Origin of the sequence: Streptomyces sp. CB02058, assembly GCF_001905505.1 — a bacterium.
GTDB lineage: Bacteria > Actinomycetota > Actinomycetes > Streptomycetales > Streptomycetaceae > Streptomyces.
On record NZ_LIPG01000004.1, the window covers coordinates 261175 to 274861 of the forward strand.

The following is a 13687-nucleotide window of genomic DNA, read 5'->3' on the forward strand; positions in this document are numbered from 1 at the left end:
CACCGGCCGGGCCGGCGACGGGCTGCTGGTCACACGAGTTCGGCGACCGGGGTGCTCAGGAAGCTGCGTCCGCCGGGCAGCGGCGTGCGCGGGAGCAGTCCGGTGGTGCACGGCGTCTCGGCGTAGCGCGTGAACCACACGACCTTGCCGTCGGTGGTCCGGCAGGTCCCCCAGCTGTCGCTCAGGGCCATGACGCGGCTCAGGCCGCCGCCACCGCCGTCGAGCAGCCGGGGCATCCGGGCGTCGTTGTCGGCCACGGACACCGTCAGGTGCCGGCCGGTCCAGCGGAGCTCGACGACGCAGTGGTTGTCGTCGCCGACATGTCGCTGGACGTTCGTCAGGAGCTCCTCGGCCGCCCGGCACACGGGCCGGACGTGCAGATCGAGACTCCAGTGACGAAGGTGTGCGGCGACGATGCGCCGCAGCTGGGAAATGCGCTCTGCCGACACCTGCAGTTCGACCAGATAGTGCCGGTCGAGTGGAACGGTCATCGTCGAGGCTCCTCACCGCGAGGCCCACGTGCTTCACCCCGTCTGACCAACGACCCCCGAACACGAAGCGTGAGCAGTTGTTGCTTCTGGGTCACTCATCAGGGTGACCCGAGTGGGCCGGTCGCGCAACCGAGGCGGACCGTCACAGGGAGTCAGGGCAGGTAGGGCAGGATCTTGTCCGGGGTGAGGGGCAGCTCGCGCAGCCGGGCACCGGTGGCGTGCCGCACGGCGTTCCCGATCGCCGCCGCCGTCCCCACGATGCCGATCTCGCCGATGCCCTTGCTGCCCATGGGGTTGAGGTGCGGGTCGTGCTCGTCGATCCAGTGCGCCTCGATGTCCGGGACGTCGGCGCACGCCGGCACGTGGTAGGAGGCGAGATCGCTCTCGGTGAAGTCCCCGAAGACCGGGTCCATGGAGCTGCCCTCGGTGAGGGCCATGCCGAGGCCCATGACCATTCCGCCGATGAACTGGGAGCGTGCCGTGCGGGAGTTGAGGATGCGTCCGGCGGCGTACACGCCCAGGAGCCTGCGTACCCGCACCTCGCCCGTGAGCGAGTCGACGGCGACCTCGGCGAAGTGAGCGCCGAAGGCGTGCCGGGCGTACGGGGACTCCCCCGCCTCCTCGGCGGTGTCGGCGGTGGCGGTGAGTCCCTCGGGCGGGAGCGGCCCGGTGTGCCCGGCCAGCCGGCCCACCAGGGCGGTGGCGGCCTTGTGCACGGCCGTTCCCCAGGAGGCGGTGCCCGAGGAGCCGCCCGCGACGGACCCGGTGGGCAGATCGCTGCTGCCGATGTCGATCCGGACGTCCTCCTGGGACACGCCCAGGGCGGAGGCGGCGATCTGCGCGAGGACGGTGCGGGCGCCGGTGCCGATGTCCGTGGCGTCGACGGCGACGCGGAAGGTGCCGTCGGGCGCGGCGTGCACCGAGGCGGCGGACTTCGACAGGAGTACGGGATAGGTGGCCGAGGCGACTCCGGTGCCGAGCAGCCACGGGCCGTCCTCGCCGGTGGCGGGCTGGGGGTCCCTGTCGTACCAGCCGAAGCGGCGGGCGCCCTCACTCAGACAGGCGGCGAGATTGCGGCTGCTGAAGGGGCGTCCGCTGTCGGGTTCGGCCTGGGGCTCGTTGCGCAGCCGGAGTTCGACGGGGTCGATCCCGAGGACGCAGGCCAGTTCGTCCATGGCCGACTCCAGGGCGTACATGCCCGGGGCCTCTCCCGGTGCGCGCATCCAGGACGGGCTGGGCACGTCGAGCGCGGTCACCCGGTGCTCGGTGCGGCTGTGGGGCGAGGCGTACATGACGCGAGCGGGTACGGCGGCCTGCTCGACGAACTCCTTGATCCGCGACGTGTGCGTGACGATCTCGTGGGAGACGCTGGAGAGCACGCCGTCGCGGTCGGCGCCCAGCCGCACCCGCTGGACGGTGGGCGCGCGGTGTCCGACGAGCGCGGCCATGTACCGCCGGGGCAGGGCGAGCTGGACGGTGCGCCCGGTGTGCCGTGCGGCCATCGAGGCGAGGACGGCCTGCGGGCGCGGTGTGCCCTTGGAGCCGAAGCCGCCGCCAACGTGTTCGGAGACGACGGTGATGCGGTCCCGGTCGAGGCCGAGTGCCTGGGCGAGGCCCTCGCGCACGGCGTCGGCACCCTGGCTGGAGTCGTGCACGGTGAGGTGGCCGTCGGCCCACCGGGCGGTGGAGGCATGCGGCTCCATGGGGTGGTTGTGCAGGCCCCGCAGCGTGTACGTGGCGTCGATCCGGACGGGCGCGGCGTCGAAAGCGCGCCCGGCGTCCCCGCGTTCGCGCAGGCCGGGGTGGCCGCCGTTGGCCTGGTCGGGGGTGTAGAGGCCCGGGTGGCCGGGGGTGAGGACGACGTCGTGGGCGGTGGTGGCGTATTCGACGTGTACGGCTCCGGCGCCTGCCCGTGCGGCTTCGGTGCTCTCGGCCAGGACGAGGGCGACGGGCCAGCCCCGGTGCGGCACCCGGTCGTCCTGGAGCACCGCCAGGACCGGGTCGTCGGGCTCCTGGAGCCGCGGCGCGTTGTCGTGGGTCAGGACGGTGTGCACCCCGGGCACGGCGAGCGCGTCCGCGGTGCGGATCGCGGTGACGCGTCCGCGCGCGACGGTGGCGGGGACGATCCAGCCGTACAGGGAGTCCGGCCCGGTGTGCTCGGCGGCGTAACGGGCGGTGCCGGTGACCTTGTCCCGGCCCTCGCGGCGGACGACGGGCGCGCCCAGTGCCTGCGGGGAGTCGCTCATGACGGAGTCCTCGGTTCGTCGGGGTGTGAGGGACCGGTGGGTCAGGCGGCTACCGCCCGGCGGCCAGCCGGGCCAGTACGTCCACGGCCAGCCTTCGGGCCAGCTCCACCTTGAAGCCGTTGTCACGCAGGGGCCTGGCGGCCGCGAGTTCGGCGTCCACGGCCCGCGTGAAGGCGTCCTCGGTGGCGGGGGCACCCCGCAGGGCGTCCTCGGCCGCGCGGGCGCGCCACGGCCGGTGCGCGAGCCCGCCGAACGCGAGCGCGGCGTACTCGACGCGGCCCTCGCGCACGCCGAGTACGGCCGCGACGGAGGCCAGCGCGAAGGCGTAGGACGCCCGGTCACGTGCCTTGCGGTACAGCGAGAGGGTCCCGTCGGGGAGCGGCGGCAGCACCACGTCGGTGATCAGCTCGCCCGGCCGGATCACGGTGTCCTGGTCGGGGTTGTCACCGGGCAACCGGTGGAAGCCGGTGACGGGCACGGTCCGCTCGCCCTCGGGCCCGTGCAGCAGGACGGTGGCGTCCAGGGCCGCGAGGGCGACCGCCATGTCCGAGGGGTTGGTGGCCACGCAGTCCTGCGAGTGTCCGAGTACCGCGAGGTCGCGGTGGGCGCCCTCCCGGGCCGGGCAGCCCGAGCCGGGGGTCCGCTTGTTGCAGGGCTTGGAGACGTCCTGGAAGTACGGGCACCGGGTGCGCTGGAGGAGGTTCCCGCCGGTGGTCGCGGTGTTGCGGAGCTGTCCGGACGCGCCGGAGAGCAGGGCCTGCGACAGGGCGGGGTAGTTCCGGCGTACGTCGGGGTGGGCGGCCAGGTCGCTGTTGCGTACGGTCGCACCGATCCGGAGGCCGCCGTCACCGGTGCGGGTCACGTGGTCCAGGGGCAGCCGGCTCACGTCGATGAGCAGACCGGGTTCCTCCACCCCGAGCTTCATCAGGTCGACGAGGTTGGTGCCGCCGCCGAGATACCGGGCGGTGGGGTCCTCCGCGCCGGCGCGGACGGCTTCGGCCACCGATCCGGGGCGCAGATAGGCGAAGGATTTCACGGCGCCACGTCCTGGATCGCCCGGACGATGTGGGGGTAGGCGCCGCACCGGCAGAGGTTGCCGCTCATCCGCTCGCGGATCTCGTCGGCGCCGAGCCGGGCGGGCCCGGGGTCGGCGAGCGCGGTGCCCGGGGTCGCGTGGGACGGGAAGCCGTCCGCGGCCTCGCCGAGCATGCCGGCCGCCGAGCAGAGCTGCCCCGGGGTGCAGTAGCCGCACTGCAGGGCGTCCCGCTCCAGGAAGGCGTCCTGCAGCGGGTGCGGCCGGCCGCCGCGGGAGAGTCCCTCGACGGTGGTGATCCGGGCGTCCTGCTGGGCGACGGCCAGCAGCAGACAGCTGTTGGCGCGCCGGCCGTCGACGAGCACGGTGCAGGCTCCGCACTGCCCGTGGTCGCAGCCCTTCTTCGCCCCGGTGAGCCCGAGATGCTCGCGCAGCGCGTCCAGCACGGTGGTGCGGTGGTCGAGTGTGAGGGTCCGGGCGGTGCCGTTGACGTACAGCGTGAAGGTGGAACGGTCGGGAGGAACCGGCGCCTGTGCCGCGTCCGTCCCGACGGTCCCGGGGATGGCATCCATGTACGCGTACCTTCCGGGTTCGGGTGGTGCGTCCGCGGTCAGGCCGGGCGGTGGCTCTCCAGGCGCAGCCGGATCTCCTGCTCCTGGTCGCCCGCCGCCGTTCCGACGACCCGTACGGTGAAGGCGTCCGCCAGATGCTCGCGGAGCCGGTCCACCGCCCAGTAGCCGCCCTGTGCCTCGACCGTCACCGGCGCCGAGAGCCGGGCGGGTTCGGGCCCGGCCCTCACCTCGGTGACGTCGACGGTCGCCGTCCACACGGTGGGGCGGATGTCCGACGCGTCCTCGGGGGCGTCGCTCGCCGGGCGGTCGGAGACGAAGGAGCGGCGCAGCACGTCGAACACGATGCGCGCGTCGTCCTTGGGGCATCCGGTCACCGCGACGACGACGTCGCCGCTCTCCTGGTGTTCCTGTGTCTGTCCCTGCGTGCTGTTCAACTGGGTTCCTTTCGCCGGGAGCGGGGTCAGGTGACTCATTCCAGGCTCACCCCGCCGCTGCCTGTCTGCGACACGAGCGAACGATGCGCGGACGCCGCATGAAACGCATTCGCTTTTACATCCTCATAAAACATGAATTAGAGCCATTATCTGTCTGTGGTCGGTCTCCCGGGGTATGCGCCATGCATGGACGTAACGAATGGAGCAAGCGACTCGCTCGCCGCCACCCTCGCCGACGGCCCCGGAGCAGTGGGCGTGACCATCGGCGTCGTCGGCCTCGCCGTGGTGGTACTGCTGATCGGCGGCTTCTGGTGGGGCATGCGGCGCCGGGACAAGGAGCTGCCGCCGCCGCGCCCCGAGGAGCAGCCGCACCGGCCCGATCACCGCACGGAGATCCAGGAGAGTGACAAGCACGGCTCGGACAGCTTCCCCGACAACGGCAGCGCCCTCTCACCGTACGAGCTCGGTGGTCACGGCAACGAGGTGATCCCGCCCGATCCCGACCGCCCGCGCGACTGACGGCCGCGCGGGTCCGGCCAGGTCCGGCCGGCGGCTCCGCGTGTTGCGGGAGTCGCCGGGGGCCACGAGGCTGGTCCTGGCCGGGCGGCACCGAAGAAGTCATGCCGCAGAACCGATAAGGCAGTGGACATGACCTCTAGCGAACCGCGGACCGCGCCGGAACCGGCAGTGCTGAGCGGTGCGAGCGCGCCGTGCTGGGTCCACCTGGTCACCCGCGATCTGGAGGACGCGCAGCGCTTCTACGGCGCCGTCCTGGGCTGGACGTTCCGCCGGGGACCGCTGGGCAGGGACTTCGTGATGGCCCGCTCCGACGGTGTGCCGGCGGCGGGCATCGGCGCGGTCGCCTCCGCCTTCCAGGTCGCCGTGGCCTGGATGCCGTACTTCTCGGTCCGGGACGCCGATCTCGTCGCGAGCCGCATCCGTGAACGCAGCGGGACCGTGGCCGTGGGCCCGCTGACGCTCGGGCAGGGCCGCGCCGTGCTGGCCGCCGACCGGGACGGGGCGTCCTTCGGCGTCTGGGAGTGGACCGGACGCGCGGCCACGCTGGCACCGTCCGGGAACCGGGCGCACGCCTGGCTCCGGCTGCGTACCAGGGACGCCTTCGACGCCGCGATCTTCTACGGCGAGGTGCTCGGCTGGGAGAGCGGCGAGCCCGGCGGATGCGAGGTGGCGTACGTGAAGGAAGAGGTCCTCGTCCGCTGCAACGGGCGCCCGCTGGCCCGGATCAGCTCGGGCGCCGTCGAGTCGGCCCCCGACCCGCAGGTGCGCCCGCACTGGCAGGTGCAGTTCCCGGTGGCCGACGTGGACGCGACGGTCCTCTCGGCGGAGCGGCACGGAGGGACCGTCGTGGAGCGCCGCGACGTGCCCCAGGGCAAGGAGGCGACGCTGCGTGACCCGGACGGCGGGCTGTTCACCGTGACGGACGTACGCAGCCCGGCGAGCGCCGACGACGGCTGAGCGGCCGGTCAGCGGTCCTGGCCGGATTCCTCCGCGTCCTTTGAGCTCTTCCCGTCCGACGGCCGCCGGCCGTCGCCCCGGGCTATCGCCCACAGCGGGAACACGAACCAGCAGGCGAGGAACCACAGGGCCATCCCGCCCACCAGCCACAGGGCCACCGCGTTGTGCAGCGCCACCCGCAGGATGAGCAGCAGGGCGCTGCACATCGTGCAGAAGAGCAGGCCGAGCCCGATCTTCGTCAGCCGCGAGGCCCAGATGACCGTCTCCGGCTTCATCCTGCGGCCGGTGAGCAGCCGGTGGTAGGAGACGGGCCCGATCAGCGCGGCCGCGGTCGCCGACCCCAGCATCACGGTCACGACGTAGATGGTGCGGTCGACGGTGGAGAGCTCGGCGAAGCGGGGCTGGAAGACCACCGCGAGCAGGAAGCCGAACAGGATCTGCACGCCGGTCTGCGCGACCCGGAGCTCCTGGAGCAGATCGCCCCACTGCCGGTCCGCCCGCTCCTCCTCGGTCTCGTGGCGCCCGCTGTGCGGGTTCGTGCCGGACCGCTCGCCGCGTCCGTCCGGTGTCCGTCCCATCGGTACCTCCCCCACCTCGTGGAGGTGGTACTGGTTCCCCGCGAAGGCGTCGTGATGCACTCCATGGTGGCAGCCGCCCGGAAGTCCACCACAGCGCGGAACGAGGGACCGGACAGCCATCGGCCTCGACGCGGAGTGAGGGCTCGCCTAGGATCTTCGGTACGGCATCGCGCGTCGGTCACCGGCCGGGTGAGGCGTGGAGGTAGCCCGTGAGATGCCTGATGGAGGCATTCCACAGTGTCGGTCGAGCTGAATCACACCATCGTTCACTGCCGGGACAACCGGGAGTCCGCTGACTTCCTGGCACACATCCTGGATCTCCCCACCGGAACGGAATGGGGACCATTCATTCCGGTCGTTCTCGCGAACGGCGTCACCCTGGACTTCGCGACCGTTCCCGCCGGATCGATCACCGTCCAGCACTACGCGTTCCTGATCTCGGAGGCCGAGTTCGACACGGCCTTCGAGCGCATCACGGCGCAGGGGATCACGTATTACGCCGATCCCCATCAGAAGCACCCCGGCGAGATCAACCACAACGACGGCGGGCGCGGGGTGTACTTCCCCGACCCCAGCGGTCACGGGATGGAGCTCATCACCCGTCCGTACGGCGGATGGTCGTAGCGGCGCACCCCGTCGGCACCACCGTGCGGCCCGGCCGGGAATCCGGCCGGGCCGCACGGCTCAGGAGGCACCGCCCACCGCGAGGGTGAACTCGGGCCTGTCCCACATCACCGCGGGCGGCCGGGCACGCACGACGCCGGTGCGTTCCGCCCCCACGCTGCGGTAGAAGCCCTCCGACGGCGGGTGCGCGACGACGCGCACGGCGTCCAGGCCGGCGCGGTGCGCCTCGCCGCGCAGGTGGCCGATCAGCAGCCGGCCGATGCCCCGGCCCTGGGCGTGGTCGGCGACGAACATCAGGTCGAGCTCCGGGGGCGACAGGATCAGCGCGTAGAAGCCGAGCACCCGCTCGTCGTCGGCGGCCACATGGACGGTGTGCGTCTCGATGTAGTCGGGGCCGATCCTGTATCCGGCGACCATGGGCGCGTAGTGGCCCTCGTAGGCGCGGGACGAGGTGACCAGGCGGGTCAGCCGCTTGGCGTCCCGTGCGACGGCCCGCCTGATCCGGATCTCGCCGCCCCGGCCTCCCGTAATGCTCGATCTCATGAGGCGAGTATTACGCACGTGAAGGGCCCGGCACACCCGCCACTTCCCCCCGCCTCCGGGCCGCTCCGGGACGAACCCTGCCTCGAACGGCTTCGAGGGGGTACACGACTGATGCGCACCGCCCGGACGGCATCCGGAACCGGGCCCGGAACGAGAGGAGTTGACGGGAGTGGAACAGCACGACGCACCGACCACGAACCGACGGGAGTGCCTGACATGACGACCGTGGTGATCATCGTTGCCGTCGTCCTGGTGGCAGCACTCGCCTTCGTCCTCGTCCGCGGGCAGAAGACCGGCGGGCGTGGGCTGCGGCGCCGCTTCGGACCCGAGTACGACCGCACGGTCGCCCGTCATGACGGCGACACGAAGGCGGCCGAGCACGAGCTCGCCGAGCGGGTGAAGCTGCACGGATCCCTGTCCGAACGGCCCCTCTCGCCAGAAGCCCGCGAGGCGTACGCACGCCGCTGGGCCGAGGTGAGGGAACGGTTCATCGACTCTCCCAGGGACGCGGTCGTCGAGGCCGACGCACTCCTGGCGCAGCTGGCGCGGGACCGGGGCTTCCCGGACGGCGACAGCTTCGAGGAGCAGACGGCCGCCCTCTCGGTCCATCACGCCGAGCAGGTCGACGGCTATCGGAGGGTGCACACGGCCGTAAGGGGCCAGGGCGGCACGGAGGAGATGCGGAGGGCCCTGATCGAGGCCCGAGCGCTCTTCGACGTCCTGCTCGCGGACTCACCCGATGAGCCGGTCCACGCGGGCCGGCACGAGGCGAAAGGCAGTGCATCAGCGTGACGGACTCCACCGGACGAACCACCCACACGACAGAGCCGGCCTCCGCGACGGACCCGGTCCCGACGACGGACCAGCGCAAGGCCCCCACGGCGGAACCGGTCTCCACGACCGACGCGCGCAAGGCCCCCACGGCGGAACCGGTCTCCACGACCGACGCGCGCAAGGCTCCCGCGGTGACGGACCGACCCGCGTCCGCCGAGACGACGGCCCGCGACACCACGGCCCGCGGCCCGCGGAACGGCGGTCCCGGTGACCACGATGTGCCGCCCGCCCCGCGTACGGCCCCCGACGTGCCGGGCACCGCGCAGGCCGACGGACCGCTGGTCTCCAGGAACGACCAGGACAAGCTGTCCCGGCGCATGCACCACGCGGTCACCGACTTCGTCGAGAACCCCCGCCGGGCCGTCGAGGAGGCGGAGGGCACGTTCGACGAGATCGTCTCGGGCCTGACCGAGGCCCTCGCGGAACGCAGGCGCGTCCTGCGCGCGGGCTGGCGGGAGCAGGACACCGAGGCACAGACGGAAGAGCTGCGCGTGGCGCTCCAGCACTACCGCGACATCAGCGAACAGCTGCTGAAGATCTGAGCGGCACCGCTGTCGCACACCGGCCCGGTGCGGAGTCCCAGGACTTCGCACCGGGCCTCCGCCTGCGCGGACGGGCCGCCGGACCGGCACGGCGGGATGTGAGTCGGACACGCGCGGACCGTCACACCGGCACCGTGAGGTCCTCGCGCAGTCGCTCGGCCACGGCGGGGGAAAGGCGCAGCGCCTTGCTCAGATAGCCGTCGAGACCGCCCCAGCGCTCGTCCATGGCGTCCAGGGCCGCCTCCAGGTACCGGGGCCGGGCGTCGATGACCGCGGATGCGATGTCCGGGTCGCCGCCCTCGTCGAGGAAGCGCCGCAGCGCCGGCCCGAAGGCCGCACGGACCGCCCGGTTCACCGCGAGGAACTCCTCGCGTACGACGTCCCGCGAGGCACCCGCCGTCATCAGGAGCAGCGCCGCCGCCCACCCCGTGCGGTCCTTCCCGGTGGCGCAGTGGAAGAGCAGGGGCCGGGCGCGGGGGTCGGCGGCGGTGTCGAGGAAGGCCCGGTAGGCGGCCGCCGCCCCCGGAGAGAGAACCATCTTCCGGTAGGTCTGGGCGAACATCTCCTCCGCCCTCCCGCCGCCGAGGAGGCTCGCTGCTCCGTCCGGGTCGTTGAGCAGCGCCCTGAGCCGGGCCGGGGCGACGCCCGGGTTGTCGCCGAGGACGTCGGCGACGAAGAGCCTGGCGCCCGGCGGGAGACGGTCGGGCGCCCACTGGCGCTCCTCGGCCGTGCGCAGGTCGACGACCGTACGGATACCGAGGGCGGCCACGGCCATGTCGTGGTCCGCGTCGAAGTCGCTCAGCTGGCCGGAGCGCAGCAGGACTCCCTGCCTCAGGCGGTGGTCGCGCCCCAGGGCGATGCCGCCCAGATCGCGCAGGTTGACAACGGTGGCTGCGGGGACGGCCCGGGCGGTCTGCACGATGAACTGCCTCTTTCCCGACAGACTGCAGGTCGGAATCAACGTCGCACGGCGTGCGCATTTCGACAAAGGAAACGTGAGGTGCCGGCCGACGTGGAATCAGTCGGCGAGGATCCTGGTCTTCTGGGCTGCGAACTCGGCCTCGCTGAGTGCCCCCTGCTGCCTCAGCGCCGCGAGCCTCTCCAGCAGCGTGATGACGTCGTCGCCCCCGTCGGCGGGGACGCGCTCATGCGCCAGGAGACGGCCGCCCGCCTCTTGGACCGCCCGGGTGAGCGGGACCGACCAGAGGTCCTCCCACACGATCAGGGCGGCGGAGTCACCCTCCGGCAGGCGTTCGAGCACCTCGAGATCGGTGATCTGCGGCAGCCCGTCCCGGCCGCCCTCGGGCGGCTCGAAGGCCAGCAGCCCCTGAGGGTCCATCTCGCGCAGCTCCAGGCGTTCGAGAGCTCCGCCCGACGCTCTGCGGGCGAATGCCAGATCGAGGATGCGTGCCGCCTCGGAGGCGACGGCGTCCACCAGTACGGGCGCGATCACGTCGGCGAAACGGCCCCCGGGAAAGGTGACGACGAGGTACTCCACTGGTCCCACGGCCACGGTGCGTCCTTCCCCTGCGGTGCTGGGTCGACTGAAGCTTAACTTCGGACATTCAGTGACGCATTGTGAAATCCAATGACGAACCAGCCGGTCAGGAATCGAGAAGCGTGAGCGGACCGCCGCCCGTAGCGTGAAACACGGAACACCGCGCTTCGGCCGGCCCTGTTCCCGAGAACTCCCCGGACCGCACAACCGGTCTGGTAGACAACGACCGTTGCCGCGCACGTGCCGGTGACACGGCAGGCGACCGCGCAGGCGGCCCGCGCAACAGATGGAGACACGACGAGCATGGCCACGAGGACGAACAGGCGGTCGCCCGCGCCGCATGTTTCCGACAGCCACGATCTGATCCGCGCGCACGGAGCGCGTGTGAACAATCTGAAGGACGTCAGCGTCGAGATCCCGAAGCGCCGCCTCACGGTGTTCACCGGAGTCTCCGGCTCGGGCAAGAGCTCGCTGGTGTTCAGCACCATCGCCGCGGAATCGCAGCGGATGATCAACGAGACCTACAGCGCCTTCGTGCAGGGCTTCATGCCGACGCTCGCGCGGCCCGAGGTCGACGTGCTCGAAGGACTGACCACCGCGATCATCGTCGACCAGCAGCGGCTGGGCGCCGATCCCCGCTCCACCGTCGGCACCGTGACCGATGCCAACGCGATGCTGCGCATCCTGTTCAGCCGGCTCGGCGATCCGCACATCGGCCCGCCCGGCGCGTACGCGTTCAACGTCCCCTCGGTCCGGGCCAGCGGGGCGATCACCGTCGAGCGGGGCGCCAAGAAGACGGTCAGGGCGACGTTCAACCGCACCGGCGGCATGTGCGCGCACTGCGAGGGCCGCGGCACGGTGTCCGACATCGACCTCACCCAGCTCTACGACGACTCCAAGTCGATCGCCGAGGGCGCGTTCACCATCCCCGGCTGGAAGTCGGACAGTTTCTGGACCGTGCGGCTCTACGCCGAGTCGGGCTTCCTCGACCCGGACAAGCCGATCAGCAGGTTCACCAAGAAGGAGATGCAGGACTTCCTCCACCACGAGCCGACCAAGGTCAAGGTCGAGGGCGTGAACCTCACGTACGAGGGCCTGATCCCCAAGATCCAGAAGTCGTTCCTGTCCAAGGACAAGGACGCGATGCAGCCGCACATCCGGGCCTTCGTGGAACGCGCCGTCACCTTCACCACCTGCCCCGAGTGCGACGGCACCCGGCTCAGCGAGGAGGCCAGGTCGTCGAAGATCGGGCGGATCAGCATCGCCGACGCCTGTGCCATGCAGATCAGCGATCTGGCCGAGTGGGTGGGCGGTCTCGAAGAGCCGTCGGTGGCGCCGCTGCTCACCGCGCTGCGGCAGACCCTGGACTCGTTCGTGGAGATCGGCCTCGGCTATCTGGCGCTCGACCGCCCCTCGGGCACGCTGTCGGGCGGCGAGGCGCAGCGGGTCAAGATGATCCGTCATCTCGGCTCCTCGCTGACCGATGTCACCTATGTCTTCGACGAGCCCACCATCGGCCTGCACCCGCACGACATCCAGCGGATGAACGACCTGCTGCTGCGGCTCCGGGACAAGGGCAACACCGTGCTCGTCGTGGAGCACAAGCCGGAGACGATCGCGATCGCCGACCACGTCGTCGACCTCGGCCCCGGCGCCGGAACGGCCGGCGGCACCGTCTGTTTCGAGGGCACGGTCGAGGGACTGCGAGCCGGTGACACCATCACCGGCCGCCACTTCGACGACCGGGCCACGCTCAAGGAGGCGGTGCGCAAGCCCACCGGCACGCTGGAGATCCGCGGCGCGACGGCGCACAACCTGCGGAACGTCGACGTCGACGTGCCGCTGGGGGTGCTCACCGTCGTCACCGGTGTCGCCGGTTCGGGCAAGAGCTCGCTCGTGCACGGTTCGATCCCCGCGGGTGAGGACGTGGTCTTCGTCGACCAGGGAGCGATCCGGGGCTCGCGGCGGAGCAACCCGGCGACGTACACCGGGCTGCTGGACCCGATCCGCAAGGCCTTCGCCAAGGCCAACGGCGTGAAGCCGGCCCTGTTCAGCGCGAACTCAGAGGGCGCCTGCCCCACCTGCAACGGCGCAGGGGTCGTCTACACCGACCTCGGGATGATGGCCGGCGTCTCCACGACGTGCGACGACTGCGAGGGCAAGCGGTTCCAGCCCGCGGTGCTGGAGTTCCTGCTCGGCGGACGGGACATCAGCGAGGTGCTGGCCATGCCGGTCACCGAGGCCCAGGAGTTCTTCGGCGCCGGTGAGGCCGCGACCCCCGCGGCGCACCGCGTCCTCGGCCGGCTCGCGGACGTCGGACTCGGCTATCTCAGCCTCGGCCAGCCGCTCACCACCCTCTCCGGCGGGGAGCGTCAGCGGCTGAAGCTGGCGACCCACATGGCGGACAAGGGCGGCGTGTACGTCCTGGACGAGCCGACCGCGGGCCTGCATCTCGCCGACGTCGAGCAGCTGCTCGGCCTGCTGGACCGGCTCGTCGACTCCGGCAAGTCGGTCATCGTGGTCGAGCACCACCAGGCGGTCATGGCACACGCCGACTGGATCATCGACCTGGGCCCGGGCGCCGGTCACGACGGCGGCACGATCGTCTTCGAGGGAGCACCCGCCGACCTCGTCGCGGACCGGTCCACCCTCACCGCGCAGCACCTCGCGGCCTACGTCGGCGCCTGACAGGGGCGGCCCGGTGCCAACGCCCCTGTCCGGCGTCGGCGTTCACCCGGGCCGCCGTCGCGGGGCGGGGACGGCTGCGGCGAGGGAGGTTCTCGTACCGCTGAGAGAGGGCAAGGTCACATTCTGTG

The 13687-nt window shown here is 71.8% G+C and carries 15 protein-coding genes; 6 read left to right on the forward strand and 9 right to left on the reverse strand.

The window, feature by feature from the left end:
• Positions 1-29: 29 nt before the first annotated feature.
• From AMK10_RS21795 to AMK10_RS21815, 5 genes are all read right to left on the reverse strand, one after another.
• Positions 30-491 carry an ATP-binding protein gene (locus tag AMK10_RS21795; protein WP_073749583.1) on the reverse strand — a complete coding sequence of 154 codons (462 nt, stop codon included), beginning with the start codon at positions 489-491 and terminating at the stop codon, positions 30-32.
• A 152-nt stretch (positions 492-643) separates the two neighbouring features.
• Entirely contained in the window at positions 644-2737 is a 2094-nt protein-coding gene (locus AMK10_RS21800; protein WP_073749584.1) for a xanthine dehydrogenase family protein molybdopterin-binding subunit, read from the reverse strand.
• A gap of 49 nt (positions 2738-2786) precedes the next feature.
• The gene (locus AMK10_RS21805) at positions 2787-3773 is read right to left on the reverse strand and encodes an FAD binding domain-containing protein (protein WP_073749585.1); all 987 of its coding nucleotides are present in this window, start codon (positions 3771-3773) and stop codon (positions 2787-2789) included.
• Positions 3770-4342 carry a 2Fe-2S iron-sulfur cluster-binding protein gene (locus AMK10_RS21810; protein ID WP_073749586.1) on the reverse strand — a complete coding sequence of 191 codons (573 nt, stop codon included), beginning with the start codon at positions 4340-4342 and terminating at the stop codon, positions 3770-3772. Before AMK10_RS21810 ends, AMK10_RS21805 begins: the two co-directional genes overlap by 4 nt.
• A 38-nt stretch (positions 4343-4380) precedes the next feature.
• Positions 4381-4776 carry a hypothetical protein gene (locus AMK10_RS21815; protein WP_073749587.1) on the reverse strand — a complete coding sequence of 132 codons (396 nt, stop codon included), beginning with the start codon at positions 4774-4776 and terminating at the stop codon, positions 4381-4383.
• Between the two features lie 186 nt (positions 4777-4962).
• Between AMK10_RS21815 and AMK10_RS21820 the strand changes: the two genes are divergently transcribed.
• On the forward strand, positions 4963-5295 hold the full coding sequence (locus AMK10_RS21820) for a DUF6479 family protein (RefSeq protein WP_073749588.1): 333 nt from the start codon (positions 4963-4965) through the stop codon (positions 5293-5295).
• A 129-nt stretch (positions 5296-5424) separates the two neighbouring features.
• Positions 5425-6252, forward strand: a complete 828-nt coding sequence (locus AMK10_RS21825) for a VOC family protein (RefSeq protein WP_073750137.1) — start codon at positions 5425-5427, stop codon at positions 6250-6252.
• Between the two features lie 8 nt (positions 6253-6260).
• On the opposite strand, the gene AMK10_RS21830 is transcribed toward AMK10_RS21825, so the two are convergent.
• The gene (locus AMK10_RS21830; RefSeq protein WP_073750138.1) at positions 6261-6830 is read right to left on the reverse strand and encodes a DUF6328 family protein; all 570 of its coding nucleotides are present in this window, start codon (positions 6828-6830) and stop codon (positions 6261-6263) included.
• Positions 6831-7067: 237 nt separating this feature from the next.
• On the opposite strand from AMK10_RS21830, the gene AMK10_RS21835 reads away from it, so the two are divergent.
• Positions 7068-7454: a VOC family protein gene (locus tag AMK10_RS21835; protein ID WP_073749589.1), complete on the forward strand. Its 387-nt coding sequence runs from the start codon at positions 7068-7070 to the stop codon at positions 7452-7454.
• A gap of 60 nt (positions 7455-7514) precedes the next feature.
• Here the strand turns inward: AMK10_RS21835 and AMK10_RS21840 are convergent, their stop codons facing one another.
• Positions 7515-7997 (reverse strand): GNAT family N-acetyltransferase, encoded by a 483-nt coding sequence (locus tag AMK10_RS21840; RefSeq protein WP_073749590.1) that lies wholly within the window; start codon positions 7995-7997, stop codon positions 7515-7517.
• Between the two features lie 216 nt (positions 7998-8213).
• Between AMK10_RS21840 and AMK10_RS21845 the strand changes: the two genes are divergently transcribed.
• Positions 8214-8789: a hypothetical protein gene (locus AMK10_RS21845; protein ID WP_073749591.1), complete on the forward strand. Its 576-nt coding sequence runs from the start codon at positions 8214-8216 to the stop codon at positions 8787-8789.
• On the forward strand, positions 8786-9373 hold the full coding sequence (locus tag AMK10_RS38150; RefSeq protein ID WP_073749592.1) for a hypothetical protein: 588 nt from the start codon (positions 8786-8788) through the stop codon (positions 9371-9373). Before AMK10_RS21845 ends, AMK10_RS38150 begins: the two co-directional genes overlap by 4 nt.
• Before the next feature lie 121 nt (positions 9374-9494).
• Here AMK10_RS38150 and AMK10_RS21855 read toward each other — a convergent pair whose 3' ends face one another.
• Both AMK10_RS21855 and AMK10_RS21860 read right to left on the reverse strand, forming a co-directional pair.
• Positions 9495-10292: a tyrosine-protein phosphatase gene (locus AMK10_RS21855; protein WP_073749593.1), complete on the reverse strand. Its 798-nt coding sequence runs from the start codon at positions 10290-10292 to the stop codon at positions 9495-9497.
• Positions 10293-10391: 99 nt separating this feature from the next.
• Complete coding sequence (locus AMK10_RS21860) at positions 10392-10886, reverse strand: SHOCT domain-containing protein (RefSeq protein WP_073749594.1); 495 nt, start codon at positions 10884-10886, stop codon at positions 10392-10394.
• Between the two features lie 288 nt (positions 10887-11174).
• On the opposite strand from AMK10_RS21860, the gene AMK10_RS21865 reads away from it, so the two are divergent.
• Positions 11175-13559, forward strand: a complete 2385-nt coding sequence (locus AMK10_RS21865; protein ID WP_073749595.1) for an ATP-binding cassette domain-containing protein — start codon at positions 11175-11177, stop codon at positions 13557-13559.
• The last annotated feature ends 128 nt before the right edge of the window (positions 13560-13687 follow it).